Raw genomic sequence first — 22,541 nt, 5'->3', positions numbered from 1 at the left:
TGACACGTCGCGAGGCGGGTACACCAGCGGCGTGACGGACGACAACGATTCAGGCCGGGACCTGCGAGAAGCGCTCAAGCTGGTGGCGGTGAACCTCAAGGAGAGCGGCATCCCGTTCGCGTTGGCCGGTGGCTACGCCGTGTGGGCACGCGGTGGACCGGAGCCCGACCACGACGTCGACTTCGTGGTCGCCGAGGACGACGCGGCCAAGGCCGCCGCGATGCTGGCGGAGCGCGGGCTCGACGTCGTGGAGCCCCCGGAGGACTGGCTGTTCAAGGTGTACGTCGGTGAGTCCCTGGTGGACGTGCTGTTCCAGACCAACGGTGAATCGGTGACCCGGGAGTCGCTGATGCAGGTGGAGGAGCTCGAGGTCGAGTCGGTGGCGATGCCGGTGCTGTCGGCCACGGAGCTGCTGGGTCAGAAGCTGAACGCCCTGGAGGAGCACGCGTGCGACTTCGGCCGGCAGCTGCCGGTGGCCCGCGCCGTACGCGAGCAGGTCGACTGGGACGAGGTCCGGGCAGCGACTGCGGACAACCCGTTCGCCGCCGCGTTCCTCTACCTGCTGGAGCGCCTGGCCGTCATCGAGCCGGCCGGCTAGCGCGGCTCGAGCACGACGACCGGGATCTCGCGGTCGGCCCAGGTCGCGTACTTCGCGAAGTCGGCATAGAGGTCGAGCAGCTTGGGCCACAGCTCGGCCCGCTCCTCGGGCGTCGCCACGCGGGCTCGTACGGGGCGGGCCTTTTGCCTCGACAGCCTGACCTGGGTGTCGGGATGCGCGACCAGGTTGCCGTACCACTGCGGGTTCTTCGGGAGACCGCCCTGCGAAGCGACGATCACGAGGTTGGGACCGTCCTCGAGGTAGAGCAACGGTGCCGTGAACTGCTTGCCGGACTTCCGGCCGACGTGGTCGAGCAGCAGGATCCTCACCGGCTTCCGGAACGCCGCACCGACGCGCCACTTCGACCCCAGCCAGCCGTTGGTCAGCTTGAACGCCGCCACCTGGGCCTTGGAGCCGTACTTGATCAGTTTGCCGGTCAGGGACGAGTCGAGGCCGCTGGGCCGTTCGTCCGGCATCGAGAAGCGGCCCATGTCAGCCGCCCTCCGCGGGCGCGGTCGTGCCGCCGAGAGGGATGGGGTCGAGGCCGAGCTTGCGGTGGTCCCACGACCGGGTGCGCTCGACGTCGAAGCGCACCGCGACCCGCTTGTGCAGCATGAGCTCGACGAGCGGCTGCATCTCCTCGGTGTAGGGCCCGTTGTAGCGCTCCCACACGTTGACCCCCACCGCCCACAACGCCTCCGGATCGTCGACGATCGTGCAGCGCCCTTCGAGGGAGACCCCGCGGAGCGTGTCGTACGTCAGGCCGTCCTCGACGAGCACCGTCGCCCGCGGGTCGCGCCCGATGTTGACGGCCTTCTGCGCCTTGGCCTTGGTCTCGAACCAGATGACTCCGTCGATCACGGCGAACCACATCGCCACGGCGTGGGGATGCCCCGTACGCCCGAGGGTGACGAAGGTGGCGGTCCGCCGGGACGGGATGAAGTCGGCGATCTCCTCGGCCGTCATCTCGACCTGGGAGCGCTGGTTGATGCCCATGGGACTCCGTTTCCCCAGCCTTTGCGGCCGGTCAGGCGTCGTGCCTGACCGGCATCATGCCATGAGTGCGCGGGCCCGGCAGGTGGGTAGCATCGCAGCACATGAGCCGCATCTTCACGGTCAGCTTCGCCGCGGTCTACCCGCTCTACGTGGCCAAGGTCGAGAAGAAAGGGCGTACGAAGGCCGAGCTCGACCAGGTGATCGCGTGGCTGACGGGCTTCGACGAGGCGCAGCTTGCCGCCCACCTGGACGCCGGGACGTCGTTCGAGGACTTCTTCGCTGACGCGCGGCTCAACCCGGGTGTCGACCTGATCACCGGGATCGTGTGCGGGGTGCGCGTCGAGGAGATCGACGACCCGCTGATGCAGAAGATCCGCTACCTCGACAAGCTCGTGGACGAGCTGGCCAAGGGCAAGGCGATGGACAAGATCCTGCGCTCCTGACGCCGAAGGAACGCTGGTGGGACCGGCCGGATGCCGTGCTGCTTCAATTGTCAGGACATGACTCGACGCAAGGAGCGGTGATCGCATGGACCCGGTCAAGATCGGACTGGTCGGCTACGGCTTCGGCGGGCGGTACTTCCACGCCCCGCTGATCGCCTCGGCACCGGGATGTGAGTTCGTGGGCGTGGTCACCGCGTCGGATGAGCGCCGAGCACTCGTAGCCGAGGACCATCCAGGTCTTGCCGTGTTCGACTCGCTCGAGGACCTGGCTGCGTCCGGCGCCGAGGCGGTCAGCATCTCGACCCCCGCCGGCACGCACTCGGAGCTCACGGACGAGGCGATCGCGCTCGGCCTGTCGGTCGTCTGCGACAAGCCCTTCGCGCTCGACCCCGCGGCCGCTCGCCGTTCGGTGGAGCTCGCCGCGGCGAGCGGCGTGACGCTGAGCCCCTACCAGAACCGTCGATGGGACTCGGACTTCCTGACGGTGCGGTCGCTCGTCGACGACGGGACGCTCGGCGAGGTGCGCAGGTTCGAGTCGAGGTTCGAGCGGTATGCCCCGGAGAACGGCCCCGGAGCCTCCGGTGGTGGCACGCTCCTCGACTTCGGCGCCCACCTCGTCGACCAGGCGCTCGTGCTGCTCGGCCCCGTGGAGTCCGTGTACGCCGAGTCGCGGACCCGCGAGAACGGCCTCGACGACGACGTCTTCGTCGCGCTGCGCCACAGCTCCGGAGCCGTCTCGCACCTGTGGGGCAGCTGGACCCAGTACGCCTCCGGCCCTCGGCTCCGCGTCACCGGCACCGAGGCGTCCGTCGTCATCACGACGGGCGACACGCAGGAGGAGGCCCTGGTCGCCGGCGCGAGCCCCGCGACCAGCGACGCCTGGGGCGCCGAGGCCGCGTCCGACCTCGACCGGGTCTTCACCGCCGACGGCTCCGCCCCGGTCGCCCTCGAGCGCGGCGCGTGGGACACCTACTACCCGACGTTCGCCAAGGCCGTACGCGGTGAGGGTGCGCCGCCGGTCGAGGCTGCCGACGCGGTGGCGACGGCCGACGTGCTCGAGGCGGCTCGCCTCAGCGCCCAGAGCCACACGACCGTACGTCCGGGAGCGGGCGTGTGACCGGCAGCGAGCTGCTCGACGAGCTCGAGGCGCAGGAGTCGCGCCTGGTCTTCGACCGGTTCGACGAGCAGGTCGCCTGGCAGGTTGGCGTCGCCCTGCGTGAGGCCGGCCTGGCCGCCGGCCTGCCGATCGCGATCTCGATCCGGCGCAACGGGCAGGAGCTCTTCCACGCCGCGCTGCCGGGGGCCTCGGCCGACAACGACGGTTGGCTCGCCCGCAAGAGCGCGGTCGTCGACCGCTACGGCCGCTCGTCGCTGCGGGTCGGCGAGGAGTTCCGCGTCAACGGAGGGTCGTTCGACGAGGACTCGAGGCTCGACACCCAGCTGTTCGCCGCGCACGGGGGAGCGTTCCCGGTCCTCGTGCGCGGGACGGGGTGCGTCGGCAGCATCGCGGTCTCGGGACTGCCGCAGCTCGAGGACCACCGGCTCGTCGTCGAGACCCTCGAAGCCGTGCTGGAGCAGCTCAAGCAGGCGTGAACCGCTCGTTGATGCTGGCGACGTAGCTGCGCAGCATCGTCTTGGCCTCCGCCATCAACGCTGAGTCACCGGAGTCGCTGGTGCGGAACGCCTCCTGCGTGATGGCGTCCGAGGCGAGCATCGCCGCGTGGCACACCGTGGCCAGCTCGGGAGCGTCGCTCGCGATGTCCTGGGCGACGAGGATGTGGCGCAGGCCCTGGGCCATGACGCGCTTGTGTGCGCGATCAGCGACGCGCAGGTTCTCCGACAGCAAGCCGCCGAACCAGATCGCCCGCAGGCTGGCGTCGGTGCGGTAGAGGTCGGTGTAGACGTCGAACAGCATGCCGACCGGGTCGGCCCACTTCTCAGTGCGTGACTGCTCGACCAGGGCGTCCATGAGTGACTCGAAACGGGCCAGGCAGCGGGCCGCGAGCGCGTCGAACAGCGCCTCCTTGTCGGGGAAGTAGCGGTAGATCGTGCCCACGGCGATGCCGGCCTCGGCGGCGACCCGTGTCGTCGTCACGGCGTTCGCGCCACCGCGGGACAGCAGGCGATCGGCGGCGTCGACGGCCTGCTCGATCTTGGCCTGGCTGCGCAGCTGCTGCGGTGCGTTGCGCAGGCGCGACTGCCAACCGGGGTCTGTGGCCACGGGAGCGCTCATCGACATCTCCGAACTCAAACTAGTGAACATGAATTCATCTTCATGTATCTTACACGGATGCAGAGCACCCCGGAGGTGGACGAGCGGCGCGCCGAGATCGCCGCCGCCTGCCGCCGGCTCGCCGATGACGGCCTCGTCATCGGCACGGCGGGCAACGTCAGTGCCCGCGTCGGCGACCTCGTTGCCATCACCGCCACGGGTGCGGCGTTCGAGTCGATGACGGCCGAGCAGGTCTCGGTCGTCGACCTCGCCGGCCAGGTCGTGCATGGGGACCTGGCGCCGACCTCCGAGCTCGAGCTCCACCTCGGCATCTATCGCGACTTCACCGCCGGCGCCGTCGTGCACACGCATGCTCCGATGGCCACGGCCGTCGGCTGCGTCGTGGACGTGCTGCCCTGCGTCCATTACCAGATGCTGCTGCTCGGCGGCGACGTCCGCGTCGCTCCCTACGCCACGTTCGGCACCCCTGAGCTCGCTGTACACGTGCACGCCGCGCTGCAGGGGCGTACGGCCGCGTTGATGGCCAACCACGGCGCCGTCACGCACGCCGGCGATCTGGCCAAGGCGGTCGAGCTCGCGCTCCTGCTCGAGTGGGCGTGCACCGTCTACTGGCGCGCCGCGGCGATCGGCACGCCGCGCGCCCTCGACAGCGACGCCCAGGCTGCCGTCATCGAGGCAGCCCTCCAACGCGGCTACGGCACCAGCCGCCCGGCCCACGACAACGACAAGGACACCGCATGACCGACAACGACATGACCGTGATCGCGATGGGCGTGCACGTCCTCGACGTGCTGGTCCGCCCCGTCGAGGAGATCCCCGAGGGGCAGGGCGGCCAGCTGGTCGACCAGATCAAGATGACGGCGGCAGGCTCGGCCGGCGGCACGGCGCTCACGCTGGCCAAGCTCGGAGCCACGGTCCACAGCGCTGGCGCGATCGGCACCGACCCCATCGGCGACCTCCTGCTGACGCTGCTGCAGCGCGACGGTGTCGACACCTCGCTCCTCGTACGCCGTGACGGCGAGCAGACCTCGTCCAGCGTGCTGCCGATCCGCCCCGACGGCTCCCGCCCGGCGTTCCACGTCGTTGGTGCCAACGGCACGTACGGCCCGGACGACGCGCCCTGGGACGCCATCGCGTCGGCGACCCACCTGCACCTCGGCGGCCCGGAGTTCATGGGCGGCGAGGCAGCGGCCAAGATCCTCGCGTTCGCGCAGGAGCACGGCGTCGTCACGTCGGCCGACTTCCTGGCGCCCGGCGAGCCAGGACTGCTCGACTGGATCGCGCCGGCGCTGCCGCACCTCGACTACGTGCTGCCCAACGACGAGCAGGTCCTGGGATTCACCGACACCACTGATCTCGCCGAAGGCTGCCGCAAGCTGATCGAGCTCGGCGCCGGCTGCGTCGCCGCGACGGCCGGTGCCGACGGCGCCCTCGTGGTCGACGGCGCGTCGGAGACCCGGGTCCCGGCCTTCGCCGTGGAGGTCGTCGACACGACTGGTTGCGGCGACGCGTTCTCCGCCGGCTTCCTTCGCGGGCTGTCCCTCGGCCGTACGCCCGTCGAGGCGGCGACCCTCGGCTGTGCCACGGCCGGCCTCGTCGCCGGCGGGCTCGGCAGCGATCACGGCGACTTCGACCTCGCCGCAGCCCTCGAGCTCACGCACGGCGAGCTCGCCACCAGCTGACCCTCACCCCTCACTCCCGAGCAGACAGGCCCACCGCATGACTGACGACATCACTCCCAGCAGCGCGGGCGCGCCCAGCCGGCGCACGGTCCTCCGCGGGCTGACGATCGGCGGCATGGTCGCCGCGTCGGGCATCAAGCTCGGATCAGGGGCGGAGGCCGCGACAACCGAGGGCACGTTGCCCACCTCGGTCGACGTCGTGGTGGTCGGCGGCGGGCTCTCCGGGCTCGTCGCGGCGCGCAAGGTCAAGGCCGCCGGCAAGTCCGTGCTCGTGCTCGAGGCGCGCGACCGGGTCGGCGGGCGCGTCCTCAACCACACGTTGTCGGGCGGCTCGGTCATCGAGGTCGGTGGAGCGTTCGTGGGCCCGACGCAGGACCACATCCTCAAGCTGGCCAAGGAGGTCGGCGCGACGACGTTCAAGGAGTACGTCGCCGGCAAGAACGTCTACTCCGCCAGCGGTCAGCCGCCCAAGAAGTTCACCGGCACGGTGCCGCCGGACATCCTGATCCTGGCCGACGCGGCGATCCTGCAGGCGCGCATCGACTCGATGGCCGCCGAGACGCCGATCGACGCGCCGTGGACCCGCAAGGACGCGCACACGCTCGACAGCATCTCGGTCGACACGTGGCTGCGGCAGAACTCGGTGCTGCCGCAGGTGCGCCGGCTGTTCCTCAGCTACCTGCAGCCGACGTTCGGGTCCGACGGCCTCGACGTCTCGATGCTGTTCTTCCTCTGGTACATCGCCGGTGCCGGCAACGAGCAGAACGTCGGGACGTTCGAGCGTTCGTCGGCCACCGCCGGCGGCGCGCAGGACTCGCGGTTCGTCCTCGGCAGCCAGATCGTCCCGCTGCGGCTCGCCGCCAAGCTCGGCAAGGCCGTCGCGCTCAACGCCCCGGTCCGCAAGATCACCCAGAGCACCGGATACGTGACGGTCAAGAGCGACCGCGGCACGGTGCGGGCCAAGCGGGTCATCGTCGCGTGCCCGCCGCCGCTGGTGCTCGGCATCGAGTGGTCGCCGCAGCTCCCGCCCCGCCGGCGGCAGCTCCTGCAGCGGATGCCCATGGGCGCGCTGATGAAGTGCGACGCGGTCTACGCCAAGCCGTTCTGGCGCGACAACGGCCTGTCGGGCTACGGCTTGTCCGACAGCGGTGCGGTCCGCGTCTGCTTCGACAACAGCCCGGCGGACGGGTCGGTCGGCGTCATGCTGGCGTTCGTCGGCGGCTCCAACTGGAACACGTACGGCAACCTGTCGCTCGCCGAGCGGCGCAAGGCGGTCCTCGAGGGGTTCGCGAAGCTGCTCGGGCCCGAGGCGCTCAACCCGATCGAGTACACCGAGCACGACTGGACCCACGAGCCGTGGTCGACGGGCGGGCCGGTCGCCGTCCAGGTGCCCGGAGCACTGACGGCGTACGGCGACACGATCCGCACGCCGTTCCGCCGCGTGCACTGGGCGGGCACCGAGACGTCGACGTACTGGGCCGGCTTCATGGACGGGGCGGTGCGCGCCGGCGAGCGGGCGTCGCACGAAGTGCTGGAGCTGCTCTGATGCCGGCCGTCAGACGACGCCTGCTGGTCGGGCTGGCAGCCGCGCTGGTCGCTCTCGCCGTGGCGGCGCCCCAGGTCTCGGCCGAGACGTCGCGGCCGCGGTGGGACACCCGTGTCTTCGCCAAGGTCGGCAGTCCCGGCTATCCGGCCAACGTCTACGCCCACCCGAACGGCAAGATCTACGCCGGCACCTACTCCAACCTGCTCGGCGACTCGATCCGCTCCAAGGTCTTCGAGTGGTCCGCAGGCGGCAGGTTGCTGCGCACGTGGACCGTGCCCGGCCAGGACCTCGCCGAGTCGCACGGCGTGCAGGTCTCGATCAGCGACGCGAAGGGCCGCCTCGTCCTGCTGGAGAAGTCGACGTCCCGGATCCTGCGGCTCAACCTCAGCACCGGCAGCTTCACGACGTACGCCAAGCTGCCCGACCTGCCGGTCTGCTCCAAGGCCCCGGCCGGTGCCGCCTGCAGCCCCAACCTCATCGACCACGCCGGCGTCCCCAACTACTCTGTCTGGGGACCCAAGGGCGAGCTGTACGTCACGGACTTCGCACAGGCGGTCATCTGGCGCGTCCCGCCAGGCGGCGGCACGCCCAAGCCCTGGTTCACCGACAAGCGGCTCGACGGACTGGAGTTCGGCACCGCCGGCATCGCCCTGTCGCCGCAGCGCAACGCGCTGTACGTCATGCAGCAGACGTCGCTCGGGCTCGGTGAGCTGAGTGTCGGGTCGGGCAAGCTCTACAAGCTGCCGATCACCAGCACGGGCCGCCCCGGCACGCTGACGAAGATCTGGACGAGTCGCCTCGCCGAGCTGCCGGACGGCTTCAGCTTCGCCAAGTCCGGCCGGATCTACGTCGGCAACGCCGGCCTGATGCAGCAGCTCGTCGTGCTCGACGGGAAGGGCAAGGAGGTCGAGCGCTTCCCCAAGGTCCCGCTGCTCGGCGACAACGGCTCGCCGATCGCGTTCGACGGGCCGTCCAACGCGACGTTCGTGGGCAACCGGATCCTGGTCGCCAACCAGGCGCCGCTCGGCGCGACGGCGCACCACGCGATCCTCGACGTCAACGTGGGGGAGCCCGGGGTCAAGATTTACATCCCGGCCGGCGCCGGATCCTGACGACGTACGTCGAAGCGCCCCTGACCGCGATGGTCAGGGGCGCTTCGTCGGGTGGCTACTTGACCTCGGACCGCATCAACGACCAGAGACCGAACGCCAGGGGTGCGACGAGCCAGACGACACCGGTGACGGCGAGGTTGGCCCACTGCTCACCGTTCAACGAGCCGTTGAACAGTGCGCCCTGGGCGTAGTTGAAGTCGACCCACGGCTGCAGGTTGGCGAACCAGTCCTGCGTCGCCGCCAGCACCTCGGTGATCGCCGTCAGGGCGAACGAGTACACGAAGTAGGCGACGATCGCTGCCGATGAGCTGCGGATCACGACACCGAGCATGAAGCCGACGAGCATGCCCAGGACCTGGGCGAGCACGATGTTCGCCAGGTCGACGAAGCCGGCGTCCCACACGGGGCTGATGCCGAGGATCGCCGAGCCGACAAGGGTGCCGACCACGCCGATCGCCATGGCCAGCAGCATCGACACGACGCTGATGCCGACGGTCACGCCGGCCTTGGCCGCGATGACCTTGCTGCGGTTGGGCACGAGCGTGAACGAGGTGAGCCCGCTGCGCTGGCTCCACTCGCTGGTCACCGACAGCACCGCGACCATCGGCAGGATGATCGCCATCGGGAAGCCGATCGCCGTGGCGAACGTCGAGTAGGTGAGCTCGGAGTCCGGGGCCCACAGCAGCACCGCGATGGTGGCCAGCAGGGAGGCGATGCCGATGCTGGCCATCAACCAGAAGCCGGCCCGCGTGTTGAAGCACTTGCGGAGCTCGACGGACAGGAGTCGCGTGAACGGGATGGGTGCCGGTTCACGTCGTTCGGCCTGCGCGACGGTGGCGGTGCCGGGGGTCGCGGCGGTGATCGTGCTCATGCTGCTGCTCCTTCGGTGACGGTCTCGCGCTGGGTGTCTGAGGTGAGCTCGAGGAACATCTCCTCGAGCCCGGCGCCCTCGGCGGGGCGCAGCTCGAGGAGCAGGACGCGTGCCTCGAGGGCGACGCGGCCGACGACGTCGGTGTCGGCCTCGACCCGGAGGACGTCGTCGCCGCCGGTCGCCGCGCTCTTGGAGAACGGCACGCCGCTGACGGTCAACGCCTGCGCGAGAGCCGTGACGTCGGGCGTACGCACGAGGGTGCCCGCGGTGGCGAGCAGGTCGGACTTGGCGCCCTGGGCGACGATCCGACCGTTGCCGATGACGACCAGGTCGTCCGCGACGACCTCGATCTCGTGCAGCAGGTGCGACGACAGCAGGACGGTCGCGCCCTGGTTGGCGTAGCCGCGGAGCAGGTCGCGCATCCAGCGGATGCCGGCGGGGTCGAGACCGTTGGCGGGCTCGTCGAGGATCAGGACCTCGGGCTGGCCGAGCAGCGCGGTGGCGATGCCGAGCCGCTGGCGCATGCCGAGGGAGTAGTCGCGCACCCGGCGATCCGCCTCGCTCGGGGTGAGGCTGACCAGGTCGATCATCTCGTCGACGCGCGACTTGGGCAGGCCCATCGTGCGCTGGGCGACGGTGAGGATCTCGCGGCCCGTACGGCCGGCGTGCTGGGCCGACGCGTCGAGCAGGACGCCGACCTCGAGGCCCGGGTTGGGCAGGTCGCGGAACTGGCGGCCGCAGACGGTGACGTGGCCCGAGGTGGCGGGCGTGAGGCCGACCATGACGCGCATCGTGGTGGACTTGCCGGCGCCGTTGGGGCCGAGGAAGCCCGTGACCCGGCCGGGCCGGGCGGTGAACGTGACGTCGTCGACGGCCGTGAAGCCGCCGTACGTCTTGGTGAGGGAATCGACTGTGATCATGGGGTCAACTGTCGGTGCGAGGGGCCCTCCGGCACATCGGGGAAACCGCGACTCGCAGCCCCCACGCACCCCTGAGGTCACCCTGAGGGGTGCCCTGAGTCGCAGACGATCAGGAATCGAGAAGCGCCCGACGGGCGTGCGCACCTAGCGTGATTCGCATGACAACCATCGACAACATCACGCTCGAGGTGGCCGATCCCACGGCCGCCGCCACGTTCTACGACACCGCCTTCGGGCTCGGCTCCCGCGTGCAGCTGCGCGCGTCAGACGCGCCGACCGACGGGTTCCGGGGATTCACGATGTCCCTGCTGGTGTCCCAGCCCGCCAACGCCAACGCGCTGGCCGACGCCGCCGTCGCAGCCGGTGCCTCGGTGCTCAAGGCACCCGCCAAGTCCTTCTGGGGCTACGGCGGTGTCGTGCAGGCACCCGACGGGACGATCTGGAAGATCGCGTCGTCGTCCAAGAAGGACTCCGGCCCGGCCACGCGCGACATCGACGACGTCGTGCTCCTGCTCGGTGTCGACGACGTCAAGGCGACCAAGCAGTTCTACGTCGACAAGGGCCTGAGCGTCGGCAAGAGCTACGGCAGCAAGTACGTCGAGCTGGAGACCGCCCCGATCAAGCTCGCGCTCTACGGGCGCGCTGCGCTGGCCAAGGACGCCGGGGTGCCGACTGCGGGGTCGGGCTCACACCGGTTCGCGATCGGCGGCGACGCCGGATCGTTCACCGACCCCGACGGGTTCACCTGGGAAGCGGCTCGCTGATGTGCCACCCGGGACGGGCCCGCGCCCTGCTCGAGGAGCTCGCGTCAGAACGGCGGCCAGGGGATCGCGGGCATGTCACCGCGGGGGGCGGGGAACTGGCCCTTGCGCAGCAGGGCGTCACAGCGGCCGGCGAGCACGGCGATCTCGGCATCGGTGAGGAGCGCCGCGAGCGTCTCGCCGAGGTCGCCGGTCAGCGCTGAGCGTACGCGCGTGACGCCGTCGAGCTCCTCGGCCGTGAGGTCCTGGCCGAGCCAGCCCCACAGCACCGTGCGCAGCTTGTGGTCGGTGTGGAACGTGAGGCCGTGGTCGACGCCGTGCCGGCGGCCGTCGGCCATCTCGAGGACGTGGCCGCCCTTGCGGTCGGCGTTGTTGACGACGATGTCGAACACCGCCATGCGGCGCAGCGCGGCGGAGTCCTCGTGGATCAGCGACACCGGCCGGTCGCGCTCGTCGAGGCCGTCGAACACGTGGCACCAGCCCTGCTCGGGCATGCCGTCGGTCGCGACGAGCGTGACGGCCTCCTGCGCAGGGTCGGTGTCCTGCCACAGCTGCACCATCCCAGGGCCGAGCGGGCCGTCGCGGAGCCAGGTGGGCGGTGCGATGTTCCAGCCGAACGCCTCCGACACGGCGTAGGCCGCGACCTCACGGTGCGCGAGGTTGCCGTCGGGGAAGTCCCACAGCGGACGCTCGCCGGCGATCGGCTTGTAGACGACGCTGACGTCGCCGATGCTCGCGAGGAACGTGGCGTTGGAGGCCGACAGGATCCGGCTCGACAGCTCGAGGTCGCCCTCGACGAGCTCGGCCGCGATCGTCACCGGAACCCGTCGGGCAGCTCGCAGATGTGGTCGTCGGAGTCCATGGGCAGCCGGCACAACGGGCAGATCGGCCGGCCGGCGCCGACGACCTCCCGGGTCCGCTTGGCGAACGCGCGGGCCGTGCCGACCGGGATGCGTACGAGGAACGCCTCCTCCGGCTCGACCTCGATGACCTCGACGTCCTCGAGCTCGTCGACGTCGACCTCGATGATGGGGAACGCCTCGATGACGATCTGGGCGGTGGTGGGGTCCCAGCCGAGGCTCATGACGCCGGCGCGGAACTGCTCCTCGATCGGCTGCTCCAGCGGCTCGTTGTCGACGAGGCCCTCAGGGGTCAGCGCCGGCACGCTGTAGGGGTTGCCGTCCGTCGCCATGAGCTCGTCGAGGACCTCCTCCACGCGCTCGGCGAGGGCTGCGGACTGGTCCTTCTCGAGCGAGACGCTGACCATCCGCGAGCCCGCGCGGGCCTGCATGAAGAACGTACGCGACCCGGGCTCCCCGACGGTCCCGATCACGAACCGATCGGGCCAGTCGAATCCGTGGACGATGGGTGGCATGTAGCCAATGTTAGGAGCGAGCCCGAGGCGAGTCCTCAGGGCCTGCTCCGCCACCGACCGTGGCATCGTCCGTTGCGGGCTTCGCGGCGAGCCATGCGAGGTCGCCGCTGTCGGAGTTGATGGTGACGACGTCGGGACGGGCAGCCCCGAAGCGTACGACCGACACCGATGCCGGGTTGACGTTGAGGCGCTGGAACAGGTCGAGGTGCATGCCGAGGGCGTCGGCGAGGATCGACTTGATGATGTCGCCGTGACTGACCGCCGCCCACACCGCGCCGGGGCCGTGCTCGGCCTCGATCGCCGCGTCGTGCCGGCGGATGGCCGCGACAGCGCGGGACTGCATGGCCCCGAGCGACTCGCCACCGGGGAACACCGCGGCGGATGGCTGCGTCTGCACGACCGACCAGAGGTCCTCCTTGGACAGGTCCGCGAGCGCGCGGCCCTGCCAGTCGCCGTAGTCGCACTCGGTGATCGCCTCGTCGACCGATTCCGTGGGGGCGCCGGTCTGGTGCTTCATGATCGCGTCCGCCGTCTGGCGGCAGCGCTCCAAGGGGCTGGAGACGACCGCGACCAGCGGCAACGTGCTCAGCCGTTCGCCCGTGCGTACGGACTGGTCGATGCCGACCGCGTCGAGCTCGACGCCGGCAGTGCGGCCGGCCAGCACTCCGCTGGCATTCGCGGTCGTACGCCCGTGCCGCACCAGGATGACTGTGGCCATGCCACCGAGCGTAGAGGGTCGAGCGTGAGGCGGTGGGCCGCTGCCAGACGTCCGCGAGCTCCGTCCGGGCGCATGGATAGGCTGGCGCTGACTGCCGGGTGAAGGGATGCGCGCGAGTGAAGTGGCTGGGTCCGTCGTCCGGTGGGCCGGGACTGGCGGCGCCGGCTGACGTCCCGCAGCCGCGTCGGGCGCATGGCGTGCTCGTCACCGCGGGCCAGATTGCGCTGATCGTGGGGCTCTGGCTGTTCTACCTGCTGTGCCGTCACGTGTTCGAGGGCTCCGAGCACGTCGCCCGCGCCCACGCCGACGACGTCTGGTCGTTGGAACGCACGTTGCGGCTGCCCAGCGAGGCGCGTCTGCAGGACTGGGTGCTCCACTCCGACACTGCGATCCGCCTCGTCAACGGGATCTATCGCTACGTGCACTTCCCGGCGATGTTCTGCACGCTCGGCCTGCTGTACGTCCGGCGGCCCGATGTCTATCGCTGGTTCCGCAACGTCCTGATCCTGACGACCGGCCTCGCGCTGGTGGGGCACATCCTCTATCCGCTCTCACCGCCGCGCCTCGAGCCGGGCTTCGGCATGGCCGACACGGGGCTCGAGTTCGGCCAGAGCACGTACGCGGGGAAGCCCGGCACCGGATTCACCAACCAGCTCGCCGCGATGCCGTCGATGCACGTCGCGTGGGCGGCGCTCATCGCGTTCACGGTCGTCCTGTGCCTGCGCACGCCGTGGCGCTGGCTCGCGCCGCTCTACGCCGTGCTGATCCTGCTGGTGGTCGTGGTGACCGGCAACCACTACTGGCTCGACGGCATCGTGGGCCTGGCGCTCCTCGCGGTCGCGATGGTGGTGTTCCGGCCGCCGCGGCCCGCGGCCGTACGCGCCTAGCGTGCGGTGGCGAGCCGCTCGTCGCGCTTGCGGGCGCGGTAGGCGGCGGCCTTCATCTTGTTGCCGCAGGTCTCCATCGCGCACCACTCGCGGCGGCCACCGCGTGAGGTGTCGAGGTAGGTCTGGGTGCACCCCGGGCGCGAGCACTCCTTGAGCAAGGCGGCATCCGGGCCGCCGAGGATCGCAATGGCGTCGCGCGCCACGGTCGACAGCGCCTGCGCCGGGGTGGCCTCGGTGCGACGACCGCCGCGGGTCAGCTGCGGCACGACCGACGGCTTGCGCGCCGCGTCGTTGACGACCTCGAGAGCAGCCTTGGCGTACGTCTTGCCGGCCATGCGCGCGCTCACGAGGTCATAGATCGCCTCCCGCAGTGCCATCGCTGCCGTGACGTCGGCCGGCCGTGACGTGGTGGGCGCGTCGACGATGCCGGACTCGGCGAACCAGGAGTCCAGCCGGGCAGGGGAGGTCAGCATCTCGATCGGTGACTCGTCGCGGCGTGCACGGAGCGAGCCGACGAAGTCCAGCGAGATGTTGCCGCACGGGAATGCATGGTCCATGTCACCAGTCTGACAGGTGACGCAAGGAACACCAAACCGGCTTGACCGGTGACGCACGGCGTGCCAAAGTCGTAACCAGTCAGACCGGTGACGGACGGAATCCGCCAGAGAGGCAAGGAGCAGGAATCATGGACATGAAGCTCGAAGTGGTGGTCGTACCCGTCTCGGACGTGGACCGCGCCAAGGAGTTCTACGCATCGCTGGGTTGGCGCGAGGACGCCGACTTCTCCGCGGAGGACGGCTTGCGAGTCGTCCAGTTCACCCCGCCGGGGTCCGAGGCCTCGGTCATCTTCGGTGACCGCCTCACGTCGGCAGAGCCGGGATCGGTCCGTGGCCTGCACCTGATCGTGTCCGACATCGAAGCGGCGCGTGACGAGCTCGCTGGCCGGGGCATCGAGGCCGAGATCTTCCACGACGGTGGTGGCGTCTTCCACCACGCCGGGACCGAGAGCCGCGTGCCGGGGCCCCATCCCGACCGGGCGGACTACGGCTCGTTCGCCGCCTTCAGCGACCCTGACGGCAACGAGTGGGTCGTCCAAGAGGTCAAGACCCGGGCGCCGGGGCGATGAGCAGCATGCTGACCGAGACGATCGTGCTGGACGCGCTCGAACGAGCTGCGGCAGCGCACGGTGTGCACGAGGCCGAGGAGCTGGGCGGCGTCTACGACGAGGAGTGGTCCAGCTGGTACGCCGCGCACATGGCTGATGCGCTGGCGGAGCACGGCCTCGACGCCGAGGTGCTCAGGACTGCGCTGGAGCAGGCCGCGGCCGCCCACGCGGCGCACGAGGCAGAGACCGGCGCGAAGGATGGCGACTGGCCACGGTGGTACGCGGCGTACATGACGCCGCTTCTGACCCGCTGAGCGGCTAGAGGCCCAGCAGGAACTCGAGCAGGCTCTTCTTGCGAGGAGTGGGCGTCGGCGACGGCGTGGGCTGCGTCGTGGGCGACGGCTTGGCGGTCGTCTTGGTCGGCTTGGGCTTCGCGACGGGCTTGGGCGCCTGGGTGGCCGGGTCCGTGGCCTCGGGTGACGGAGTCGTCTTGTCGGGGCTCGGCTTGGGCTTGGGCTTCGGGGCCGGATCGCGGCGGGCGACGATCGGGGCGTCGTTGCCGGCCTTCGGCACCGTGGCGATGCGATCGGCGGCCGCAGTGTCGCTGCGGGTGAAGGTCAACACGGTCGCGGTCGCGATCGTGGTCACGACGGCGGTCATGGCGACCTTGTGGGTCTTGTTCATCCGCATGGGAAAGTGCTCCTGGTGCTGGGTGCCTGGGCTCGTGGGAGTGGTTCGCCGGGGCAACGCTCGGCAGACAGCCTATCGGTCGTCCTGCTCCTGGACCGAATCGTCCGGTGCCTGGGACTCCTGGTGCGCCAGGGCGGTGCACACGTCGAGGTGTGCCGCGCCGAAGGCGAGATCAGCAAGCCTGCGTCGGTTCATGGGTGCCTCCCACAATAGATTCCATGGAATGTATGTGCTAGCGTAGCAAACATGCTTCCAAGGAATATACTTACGTGGAATGTTGGTACGGCTGCATGACCGATCTCGACACGGTCTTCACCGACCTCGTCCGCTATCAGATCGGGCTCTGGAACGCCGTCGACGCGAGGCTTCGAGCCGATCACGACCTGCAGCTCAGCCACTTCGAGCCGCTGCAGATCATCGCGAGCCGGCAGGGCTGCCGGGTGTTCGACATCGCCGAGGAGATGGTCATCTCGGTCGGCGGCACCAGCAAGCTCGTCGATCGTCTCGAGGCGGCCGGCCACGTGCGCCGCACGGCCAACCCGTACGACCGCAGGTCCTCGATCATCGAGATCACCCCGGCCGGAAAACGACTGCTGTCCAAGGCCACGGTGACGTACGAGGACGAGCTCCAGATCCGCTTGGGGTCGTTGATCCCCGCGGGCGAGCGCGAGCAGCTGGCATCCATCCTCGCCACGTTGCGAGCCGCGACTGCCAAGGCGGGCGACGATGACTGAGACGATGCGCGCGGTCGTCCTGGACGCGCCGGGACCGCCCGAAGCGCTGGTGATCCGTGACCTGCCGGTGCCGACCCCGCAGCCCGGCTGGGTCCTCATCGAGGTCAAGGCGTTCGGTCTCAACCGCTCAGAGCTGCACACCCGCCTCGGCCTGGCCGAGGGCGTCACGTTCCCACGGGTCATCGGCATCGAGGCCACCGGCGTCGTGGCCGCCTGTCCCGGAGGCGAGTTCGAGCCGGGCCAGCAGGTCGTGACGATGATGGGCGGCATGGGCCGGCAGATCGATGGCGGCTATGCGGAGTACACCTGCGTGCGGGCCGAGCACGTGATCGCATTCAGCAGCGGGCTCGAGTGGGCGACGCTGGGTGCGGTGCCCGAGATGCTCCAGACGGCGTACGGCTCGCTGACCGTCGGGCTCGACGCGCAGCCCGGCCAGAGCATCCTGATTCGGGGCGGCACCTCGTCGGTCGGGATGGCGACGGCGATCCTGGCCAAGCAGCGCGGCATGACGGTGTTCGCGACGACTCGCGACCCGGCCCGAGCGGCGTCGTTGACCGCGATCGGCGTCGACCACGTCCTCGTCGACGACGGCGATGTCTCCGCGCAGGTGCGTGCGATCGCACCGGCCGGAGTCGACACGGCGCTCGAGCTCGTCGGCACGCCGACGCTGCCCGACACGCTGCGGTGCGTCCGGGTGCACGGCGTCGTGTGCTTCACGGGGATGCTGTCGAACGAGTGGATCGTCCGTGACTTCTACCCGATCGGCTACCTGCCGCAGGGTGTGCGGCTCACGGCCTACTCGGGTGAGGCGGGTGACCTGCCGGCTGGGGTCCTGCAGGACTACCTCGACGTGGTCGCCGCGGGACGGGCCCAGGTCCCGCTCGACCGGGCGTACGCCTTCGACGAGATCGTCGACGCGCACCGCGCCCTCGAGCACGGGCACGGCAGCGGCAAGCTCGTCGTGACGGTCTGACCGCGGCGCCGCGAGTTCGGCCGGTCGGGTAGTTTCACGCCCATGACGGAGTCCACCCCCGGCAACCCCGTGATCCTCGTGGTCGCCGCCTCGCCCGAGCACCACGCGATCCTGGCCGACGAGTTCGCCAGCCGCTACGCCCGCGACTACGACCTCCATGTCGTCCAGGGCGGCGCCGAGGCGTACGAGCTGAAGCACTACCTGATGTCCGAGGGGCGGCAGATCGCGCTGATCGCGGTCGACCACTCCCTCGAGGGCGGCGCGCTGCCGATGCTCGACAAGCTTCGCGTGGCCTCGCCGGCCAGCCGGCGGGTCGCGCTGGTGCCGGTGTCGGGCTTCGCCGAGGCGTTGGACGAGCTCCGGCCGGCGTTGGGTCAGGGCCGCCTCGACACCTACCTGATCATCCCGCAGGGCGCGCGCGACGAGGAGTTCCACACCGCGATCTCGGAGTACCTCTCGGACTGGAGCTGGTCGTCCACGGCGCCGGTGGTCGCCGGCGTGCGCATCGTCGACGACGGCACACAGACGGCGGTGCCGGCGATCCGTGACTTCCTCGACCGCATGGGCATCGCGTACGAGCGCCTGCATCCCGACACCGACGAGGGGCGGCAGCTGATCGCGTCGGTCGACGGCGAGGCGGTGCTGCCGATCGTCGAGACGTTCAGCCGTGGACTGGTGAACGGTGCGACGGAACGCTCGGTCGCCGCGGCGTTCTACGGCACGCCGACCGAGCTCGGGGATGACTTCGTAGCCGACCTGCTGATCGTCGGTGGTGGCCCGGCCGGGCTGGCGGCGGCCGTGTACGGCGCGTCCGAGGGGCTCAGCACCGTCGTGCTGGAGTCGGACGCGATCGGCGGTCAGGCCGGCACGAGCTCGATGATCCGCAACTACCTCGGCTTCCCGCGCGGCGTCTCCGGCATGCGTCTGGCGCTGCGGGCCCGGGTGCAGGCGACTCGCTTCGGTGCGCGGCTCTACACCGGCCGCGCGGTCACCGCCCTGCGCGTCGGGGACGTGCACGAGGTCGACTTCGACGGCGGCACGCTGCGCGCCCGTACGGTGCTCGTGGCCTGCGGCGTGACCTACCGGCGGCTCGGGGTGCCCTCGCTCGAGGAGCTCGAGGGCCGCGGCGTGCACTACGGCGCCGCGACCAGCGTGGCGCGAGACATGCAGGGCCGCGACGTCTACATCGTCGGCGGCGGCAACTCGGCCGGTCAGGCCGCGCTGCACCTCGCCCGCTTCGCCAACAGCGTCACGATCGTCGTGCGCCGGCAGAGCCTCGAGGAAACCATGTCGGCCTACCTCATCAACGAGATCGCGACGCACAAGCGGATCTCACTGCGCACCGGTGCCCACGTCGTCGACGGTGGCGGTGAGGGCCGGCTGGAGTGGATCTGCCTCGAGACCTCCGACGGGGTCATCGACCGGCTGTCGGCCGACGGGCTGTTCCTGCTGCTGGGCGCTGACCCGGGGTGCAGCTGGCTGCCGCCCGAGGTGGTCCAGGATGACCGCGGCTTCGTCCTCACGGGCCGCGAGATCCCCATGGATCGCTGGGTCAACGGCCGCCCGCCCGCGCCGCTGGAGACGACGGCACCGGGCATCTTCGCCGCCGGCGACGTCAGGTCGGGCTCGATGAAGCGCGTCGCCTCGGCGAGCGGCGAGGGCGCGGCGTCGGTGTCGCAGGTGCACGGGCACCTCGCCCCGACGGCGCCGGTGAGCTGATCAGTCGGACGTACGGGACGGTCGCCAGCTCGTGACGAGCATGCCGGCGGCGCCGAGGATGCCCGCAGCCGCGGCGCCGAGGCCGATCGCGACGCCGTCGAGGTCGAGGTCCAGGGCGTGGTCGAGCGAGGCCTGTCCGCCGCCGAGCACCGCCAGGGCGGTCAGCGCGAACGCGATCGTCATGACGTACTCGTAGCCCTCGCCCTCGCGGAAGATGAAGAACCCGTTCTTGCGGTGCACCGTCATGAACGCCACGGTCATGATGCCGACGCCCGCTGCCGCGGCGAATGGCACGAGGAAGCCGACGAGCAGCGCGGCGCCCGCCGCCAGCTCGAGGTAGGAGCTCACGGCGGCGTGCACCTTGGCGGGGCGCAGGCCGATGCTCTCGAACCAGCCGGCGGTGCCCTTGAGGCCGCCGGGGCCGAAGCCGTGGTTCCAGCCGTGCGCCATGAGCGTGACGCCAATCGCGAGCCGGAGGATCAGGGACGCGGTGTCGAGCTCGTTCATCGGACTCCTTGGGTACGTGCGACGGACAGCCTACGGGTGGCGGACGCGGACCCACCTGGTCAGCAGGCCGCCGTCGGCCTCGATCGCATGGCCGAGGGTCATGTCGTGGTGCACCAGGTCGTGGCCGTGCGCGATGCGTGGCGCGTCGCCGGCGGCGAGGATCGGGGCGATCGTCAGGCACAGCTCGTCGACGAGGTCGAGCTGGACCAGCTCGCCGTGCAGGCTGGGGCCGCCCTCGCACAGCACCCGGTTCCAGCCCCGGGAGGCGAACTCGGTGAGGACCGCGGTCCAGTCGATCTCGCCGTCCCCGGCCTGGATGACCTCGACGGTCTCGCGCAGCGCCGCGACTGCGCCGGAGTCAGCGTCGGCCGTCGTCACGACCGCGATGCCGGGACGTACGAGCGCCGGCGGGATGCCGAGACTGCGGCTCACCAGGACCATCGTGGGGACGGGTGACAGGCCGAGTCGCGCGCGCAGGCCGGTGTCGACGTCGAAGTCGGCATAGGCCTCGTCGCGCGCGGTGCCGGCGCCGACCACGATGACGTCGGCGAGCGAGCGGAGCAGCCCGAACACCTGGGTGTCGGCCTCTCCGCCGAGCGTGCCGGAGGTGCCGTCCTGGCCGGTCGCCGCCCCGTCGAGGGTCGTGACGAAGTTCGTCCGCACCCAGGGCCGGTCGCCGGCCGGATAGGCGTAGAGGCGTTCGAGCTCATCGGCGTCGAGGGTCATGCCTGAACCCTAAACGCCCCCGGCCGCCCGTCGCTTGTGCTGTCATGAGACATGAGCCCGGTCCCTGCCGCGATCACCAAGGAGATCGCCGGCCTCCGCAAGGCCGTACGCGCGACGGTGCCGGACCGGACGGGCGCCAACCTGCTGATCGGCAGCTGGAACCTCCGCGCGTTCGGCGACCTGACGCCGAAGTGGAGCGCGGGGCCCAAGGACTCGCCCAAGCGTGACTGGCGATCGGTGGCAATGATCGCCGAGATCGTCTCCCACTTCGACGTCTTCGCGGTGCAGGAGGTGCGGCGGAGCACGACGGCGCTGCGGTTCCTGATGGAGCGACTGGGCCTGTCGTGGCGGTTCATCACGTCGGACGTGACCGAGGGCGACGCCGGCAACGGTGAGCGCCTGACGTTCCTGTACGACTCCGCGCGCGTCCAGCCGTCGGGCCTCGTGGGCGAGATCGTGCTGCCCGATGCCGTCGACAAGTCCGCGACGCAGTTCGCCCGGTCGCCGTACGCGGCGAGCTTCACGACGCGTGGCGTCGAGTTCATCCTCACCACGGTGCACATCATCTGGGGCAAGAACGCGGCCGCCCGGGTGCCGGAGCTGTCGGCGTTCGCGGCGTGGATGCGCGCATGGGCCGATCGTACGGACGACTGGAACCAGAACCTGCTGGTGCTCGGCGACTTCAACATCGACCGGTTGGACGACCCGCTCTACCAGGCGTTCATCTCGACAGGGCTGTTCACGCCCGGCGACCTCAGCGCGGTGCCACGGACGATCTTCGACGACGACAAGTCGAAGCACTTCTACGACCAGATCGCGTGGTTCTGGGACACCGACAGTCCCGTGCTGGCCGACATCCTCACGGGCCTGAGCTATGCCAGCGCCGGGTCGGTCGACTTCGTGCCGCACGTGTTCACGGGGCTGAGCAAGAACGAGCTGTCGTGGCGCATCTCGGACCACTTCCCGCTGTGGGTCGAGTTCCACCTCGACTGAGTCGTCATAGGCTGGTGACATGGAAGCCATCAACGTCTCGCAGCCCCCGTCGGGCGACGGGTGTGCGGAGTGCCTCGAGGCCGGCGGCTGGTGGGTGCACCTGCGCCGCTGTGCCGCGTGCGGCCACGTCGGCTGCTGCGACACCTCGCCGATGCAGCACGGCACGAAGCACTTCCAGGAGACGGGTCACCCGGTCATGCAGTCGTACGAGCCGGGCGAGGACTGGTTCTGGGACTTCCGCACCGAGGAGGCGCTGGACGGCCCTGAGCTCGCACCGCCGCACCACCATCCGGCTGACCAGCCGGTGCCGGGACCGGCAGGTGCCGTCCCGGTCGACTGGCGTTCGCAGCTCAACTAGTCGGTCGGCTCGGTCTCCGGCTCGGGCTCCGGCGCGCCGCCAGGGCCTGGGTCGCCGCCCGGCAGCACCTCGGGGAACGCCGGGTCCGGCAGATCGGGTTGCGAGGGCTTGCTCGGCTCGTCCTCACCGGGTCCGGTCGGCTCCTGGGCGGGTTCGGGTGGGGCAACGCTCATGCTTCCTCCTTGGGACGCGTGACCAGGGCGTACCCGCGACAGTCCGGCCCAATCGCTGGCACGATGAGCCTGCAGACGTACGGACGGAGATCCCATGACGAGCGACTCGCTCCCGCAGGCGGTGGCCGACTTCTTCGCGGCGACCAACACCAATGACCGCGACCGGTTCCTCGCCGCGTTCGCCGACGACGCCGTGCTCGACGACTGGGGCCACGTGTACGCCGGCAAGGACGCGATCGCGGGCTGGAACGAGACCGACAACATGGGTGTCTCGAGCCACATCGACGTGCTCGACGTCAATCAGCGCGACGGGTCGTACGTCGTGTCGATCCAGGTGACCGGCGACGGCTACAACGGCGGCGGCTCGATGACGTTCACCCTCGATGGCGACCGGATCTCCCGCGTCGTCATCGCGGGCTGA

Annotated in this window: 32 protein-coding genes; 18 read left to right on the top strand and 14 right to left on the bottom strand. The window is 70.4% G+C overall.

The window, feature by feature from the left end:
- Positions 1-31: 31 nt before the first annotated feature.
- Positions 32-598, top strand: a complete 567-nt coding sequence (locus tag ASE12_RS06715) for a hypothetical protein (RefSeq protein WP_235508854.1) — start codon at positions 32-34, stop codon at positions 596-598.
- Here the strand turns inward: ASE12_RS06715 and ASE12_RS06710 are convergent.
- Together ASE12_RS06710 and ASE12_RS06705 are read right to left on the bottom strand one after the other, a co-directional pair.
- On the bottom strand, positions 595-1,089 hold the full coding sequence (locus ASE12_RS06710; RefSeq protein WP_056398547.1) for a nitroreductase family deazaflavin-dependent oxidoreductase: 495 nt from the start codon (positions 1,087-1,089) through the stop codon (positions 595-597). The two genes, ASE12_RS06715 and ASE12_RS06710, sit on opposite strands and share 4 nt — an antisense overlap.
- A gap of 1 nt (position 1,090) precedes the next feature.
- The gene (locus tag ASE12_RS06705; RefSeq protein WP_056398543.1) at positions 1,091-1,594 is read right to left on the bottom strand and encodes a pyridoxamine 5'-phosphate oxidase family protein; all 504 of its coding nucleotides are present in this window, start codon (positions 1,592-1,594) and stop codon (positions 1,091-1,093) included.
- Between the two features lie 101 nt (positions 1,595-1,695).
- Here ASE12_RS06705 and ASE12_RS06700 point away from each other — a divergent pair, with 101 nt between their 5' ends.
- The 3 genes from ASE12_RS06700 to ASE12_RS06690 all read left to right on the top strand — a co-directional run bounded on the left by ASE12_RS06700 (position 1,696) and on the right by ASE12_RS06690 (position 3,630).
- Positions 1,696-2,037 carry a DUF2200 domain-containing protein gene (locus ASE12_RS06700; protein ID WP_056398541.1) on the top strand — a complete coding sequence of 114 codons (342 nt, stop codon included), beginning with the start codon at positions 1,696-1,698 and terminating at the stop codon, positions 2,035-2,037.
- Between the two features lie 85 nt (positions 2,038-2,122).
- Positions 2,123-3,154, top strand: coding sequence for a Gfo/Idh/MocA family protein (locus tag ASE12_RS06695; protein ID WP_056398538.1), 1,032 nt, complete (start codon positions 2,123-2,125; stop codon positions 3,152-3,154).
- Entirely contained in the window at positions 3,151-3,630 is a 480-nt protein-coding gene (locus ASE12_RS06690) for a heme-degrading domain-containing protein (RefSeq protein ID WP_056398534.1), read from the top strand. The genes ASE12_RS06695 and ASE12_RS06690 overlap by 4 nt, the downstream gene beginning before the upstream one ends.
- Here ASE12_RS06690 and ASE12_RS06685 read toward each other — a convergent pair.
- The gene (locus tag ASE12_RS06685; protein ID WP_082582443.1) at positions 3,617-4,270 is read right to left on the bottom strand and encodes a TetR/AcrR family transcriptional regulator; all 654 of its coding nucleotides are present in this window, start codon (positions 4,268-4,270) and stop codon (positions 3,617-3,619) included. The two genes, ASE12_RS06690 and ASE12_RS06685, sit on opposite strands and share 14 nt — an antisense overlap.
- 57 nt (positions 4,271-4,327) lie before the next feature.
- Between ASE12_RS06685 and ASE12_RS06680 the strand changes: the two genes are divergently transcribed.
- Genes ASE12_RS06680 through ASE12_RS06665 form a run of 4 tightly spaced genes read left to right on the top strand, consistent with a single transcriptional unit; the run spans position 4,328 to position 8,610 of the window.
- Complete coding sequence (locus ASE12_RS06680) at positions 4,328-5,011, top strand: class II aldolase/adducin family protein (protein ID WP_056398528.1); 684 nt, start codon at positions 4,328-4,330, stop codon at positions 5,009-5,011.
- Entirely contained in the window at positions 5,008-5,952 is a 945-nt protein-coding gene (locus ASE12_RS06675; protein ID WP_235508853.1) for a carbohydrate kinase family protein, read from the top strand. The genes ASE12_RS06680 and ASE12_RS06675 overlap by 4 nt, the downstream gene beginning before the upstream one ends.
- 37 nt (positions 5,953-5,989) lie before the next feature.
- Positions 5,990-7,498: an NAD(P)/FAD-dependent oxidoreductase gene (locus ASE12_RS06670; RefSeq protein WP_082582126.1), complete on the top strand. Its 1,509-nt coding sequence runs from the start codon at positions 5,990-5,992 to the stop codon at positions 7,496-7,498.
- Positions 7,498-8,610 carry an SMP-30/gluconolactonase/LRE family protein gene (locus tag ASE12_RS06665; RefSeq protein WP_056398525.1) on the top strand — a complete coding sequence of 371 codons (1,113 nt, stop codon included), beginning with the start codon at positions 7,498-7,500 and terminating at the stop codon, positions 8,608-8,610. Before ASE12_RS06670 ends, ASE12_RS06665 begins: the two co-directional genes overlap by 1 nt.
- A gap of 55 nt (positions 8,611-8,665) precedes the next feature.
- On the opposite strand, the gene ASE12_RS06660 is transcribed toward ASE12_RS06665, so the two are convergent.
- Both ASE12_RS06660 and ASE12_RS06655 read right to left on the bottom strand, forming a co-directional pair.
- A complete protein-coding gene (locus ASE12_RS06660) occupies positions 8,666-9,481 on the bottom strand; it encodes an ABC transporter permease (protein WP_056398522.1) in 816 nt (271 codons plus the stop codon).
- On the bottom strand, positions 9,478-10,401 hold the full coding sequence (locus tag ASE12_RS06655) for an ABC transporter ATP-binding protein (protein ID WP_056398520.1): 924 nt from the start codon (positions 10,399-10,401) through the stop codon (positions 9,478-9,480). The genes ASE12_RS06660 and ASE12_RS06655 overlap by 4 nt, the downstream gene beginning before the upstream one ends.
- A 158-nt stretch (positions 10,402-10,559) precedes the next feature.
- On the opposite strand from ASE12_RS06655, the gene ASE12_RS06650 reads away from it, so the two are divergent.
- Entirely contained in the window at positions 10,560-11,165 is a 606-nt protein-coding gene (locus tag ASE12_RS06650; protein WP_056398518.1) for a glyoxalase, read from the top strand.
- Between the two features lie 44 nt (positions 11,166-11,209).
- On the opposite strand, the gene ASE12_RS06645 is transcribed toward ASE12_RS06650, so the two are convergent.
- Genes ASE12_RS06645 through ASE12_RS06635 form a run of 3 tightly spaced genes read right to left on the bottom strand, consistent with a single transcriptional unit; the run spans position 11,210 to position 13,255 of the window.
- Positions 11,210-11,980, bottom strand: coding sequence for an SCO1664 family protein (locus ASE12_RS06645; RefSeq protein WP_200954976.1), 771 nt, complete (start codon positions 11,978-11,980; stop codon positions 11,210-11,212).
- Positions 11,977-12,537 carry a DUF3090 domain-containing protein gene (locus tag ASE12_RS06640; protein ID WP_056398515.1) on the bottom strand — a complete coding sequence of 187 codons (561 nt, stop codon included), beginning with the start codon at positions 12,535-12,537 and terminating at the stop codon, positions 11,977-11,979. The genes ASE12_RS06645 and ASE12_RS06640 overlap by 4 nt, the downstream gene beginning before the upstream one ends.
- A gap of 10 nt (positions 12,538-12,547) precedes the next feature.
- Positions 12,548-13,255: a histidine phosphatase family protein gene (locus tag ASE12_RS06635; protein WP_056398511.1), complete on the bottom strand. Its 708-nt coding sequence runs from the start codon at positions 13,253-13,255 to the stop codon at positions 12,548-12,550.
- Positions 13,256-13,371: 116 nt separating this feature from the next.
- Here ASE12_RS06635 and ASE12_RS06630 point away from each other — a divergent pair, with 116 nt between their 5' ends.
- Positions 13,372-14,142: a phosphatase PAP2 family protein gene (locus ASE12_RS06630; protein WP_162255470.1), complete on the top strand. Its 771-nt coding sequence runs from the start codon at positions 13,372-13,374 to the stop codon at positions 14,140-14,142.
- Here ASE12_RS06630 and ASE12_RS06625 read toward each other — a convergent pair.
- Positions 14,139-14,699, bottom strand: a complete 561-nt coding sequence (locus ASE12_RS06625) for an ABATE domain-containing protein (protein WP_056398508.1) — start codon at positions 14,697-14,699, stop codon at positions 14,139-14,141. The two genes, ASE12_RS06630 and ASE12_RS06625, sit on opposite strands and share 4 nt — an antisense overlap.
- A 134-nt stretch (positions 14,700-14,833) precedes the next feature.
- On the opposite strand from ASE12_RS06625, the gene ASE12_RS20345 reads away from it, so the two are divergent.
- Together ASE12_RS20345 and ASE12_RS20340 are read left to right on the top strand one after the other, a co-directional pair.
- Complete coding sequence (locus tag ASE12_RS20345) at positions 14,834-15,268, top strand: VOC family protein (RefSeq protein WP_235508852.1); 435 nt, start codon at positions 14,834-14,836, stop codon at positions 15,266-15,268.
- Complete coding sequence (locus tag ASE12_RS20340; RefSeq protein ID WP_056398502.1) at positions 15,265-15,561, top strand: hypothetical protein; 297 nt, start codon at positions 15,265-15,267, stop codon at positions 15,559-15,561. Before ASE12_RS20345 ends, ASE12_RS20340 begins: the two co-directional genes overlap by 4 nt.
- A gap of 4 nt (positions 15,562-15,565) precedes the next feature.
- Here ASE12_RS20340 and ASE12_RS06610 read toward each other — a convergent pair whose 3' ends face one another.
- Both ASE12_RS06610 and ASE12_RS20665 read right to left on the bottom strand, forming a co-directional pair.
- Positions 15,566-15,937, bottom strand: coding sequence for a hypothetical protein (locus ASE12_RS06610; protein ID WP_157412837.1), 372 nt, complete (start codon positions 15,935-15,937; stop codon positions 15,566-15,568).
- Positions 15,938-16,009: 72 nt separating this feature from the next.
- The gene (locus tag ASE12_RS20665; RefSeq protein WP_255355461.1) at positions 16,010-16,132 is read right to left on the bottom strand and encodes a hypothetical protein; all 123 of its coding nucleotides are present in this window, start codon (positions 16,130-16,132) and stop codon (positions 16,010-16,012) included.
- Positions 16,133-16,227: 95 nt separating this feature from the next.
- On the opposite strand from ASE12_RS20665, the gene ASE12_RS06605 reads away from it, so the two are divergent.
- From ASE12_RS06605 to ASE12_RS06595, 3 genes are read left to right on the top strand one after another with little or no spacing between them, the layout of a single operon-like run.
- Positions 16,228-16,671, top strand: a complete 444-nt coding sequence (locus ASE12_RS06605) for a MarR family winged helix-turn-helix transcriptional regulator (RefSeq protein ID WP_056398496.1) — start codon at positions 16,228-16,230, stop codon at positions 16,669-16,671.
- Positions 16,664-17,644 carry a zinc-binding alcohol dehydrogenase family protein gene (locus ASE12_RS06600; RefSeq protein WP_056398493.1) on the top strand — a complete coding sequence of 327 codons (981 nt, stop codon included), beginning with the start codon at positions 16,664-16,666 and terminating at the stop codon, positions 17,642-17,644. Before ASE12_RS06605 ends, ASE12_RS06600 begins: the two co-directional genes overlap by 8 nt.
- Before the next feature lie 42 nt (positions 17,645-17,686).
- Entirely contained in the window at positions 17,687-19,363 is a 1,677-nt protein-coding gene (locus tag ASE12_RS06595) for an FAD-dependent oxidoreductase (RefSeq protein ID WP_056398488.1), read from the top strand.
- Here ASE12_RS06595 and ASE12_RS06590 read toward each other — a convergent pair whose 3' ends face one another.
- Together ASE12_RS06590 and ASE12_RS06585 are read right to left on the bottom strand one after the other, a co-directional pair.
- Positions 19,364-19,870 (bottom strand): DoxX family protein, encoded by a 507-nt coding sequence (locus ASE12_RS06590; RefSeq protein ID WP_056398486.1) that lies wholly within the window; start codon positions 19,868-19,870, stop codon positions 19,364-19,366. It abuts the gene before it with no gap.
- Positions 19,871-19,900: 30 nt separating this feature from the next.
- Positions 19,901-20,596, bottom strand: coding sequence for a pyrimidine reductase family protein (locus tag ASE12_RS06585; RefSeq protein WP_056398485.1), 696 nt, complete (start codon positions 20,594-20,596; stop codon positions 19,901-19,903).
- A gap of 51 nt (positions 20,597-20,647) precedes the next feature.
- Between ASE12_RS06585 and ASE12_RS06580 the strand changes: the two genes are divergently transcribed.
- Together ASE12_RS06580 and ASE12_RS06575 are read left to right on the top strand one after the other, a co-directional pair.
- Entirely contained in the window at positions 20,648-21,589 is a 942-nt protein-coding gene (locus ASE12_RS06580) for an endonuclease/exonuclease/phosphatase family protein (RefSeq protein ID WP_056398483.1), read from the top strand.
- 19 nt (positions 21,590-21,608) lie between these two features.
- Complete coding sequence (locus tag ASE12_RS06575) at positions 21,609-21,947, top strand: UBP-type zinc finger domain-containing protein (RefSeq protein ID WP_056398480.1); 339 nt, start codon at positions 21,609-21,611, stop codon at positions 21,945-21,947.
- On the opposite strand, the gene ASE12_RS20005 is transcribed toward ASE12_RS06575, so the two are convergent.
- Positions 21,944-22,120, bottom strand: a complete 177-nt coding sequence (locus tag ASE12_RS20005) for a hypothetical protein (RefSeq protein WP_157412836.1) — start codon at positions 22,118-22,120, stop codon at positions 21,944-21,946. The two genes, ASE12_RS06575 and ASE12_RS20005, sit on opposite strands and share 4 nt — an antisense overlap.
- A 94-nt stretch (positions 22,121-22,214) precedes the next feature.
- On the opposite strand from ASE12_RS20005, the gene ASE12_RS06570 reads away from it, so the two are divergent.
- Positions 22,215-22,541 carry a nuclear transport factor 2 family protein gene (locus ASE12_RS06570; protein WP_056398477.1) on the top strand — a complete coding sequence of 109 codons (327 nt, stop codon included), beginning with the start codon at positions 22,215-22,217 and terminating at the stop codon, positions 22,539-22,541.

Origin of the sequence: Aeromicrobium sp. Root236, from assembly GCF_001428805.1 — a bacterium.
Lineage (GTDB): Bacteria > Actinomycetota > Actinomycetes > Propionibacteriales > Nocardioidaceae > Aeromicrobium.
The sequence above is the reverse complement of the archived record's forward strand: the minus strand, read 5'-3'. Positions and strand labels throughout refer to the sequence as shown.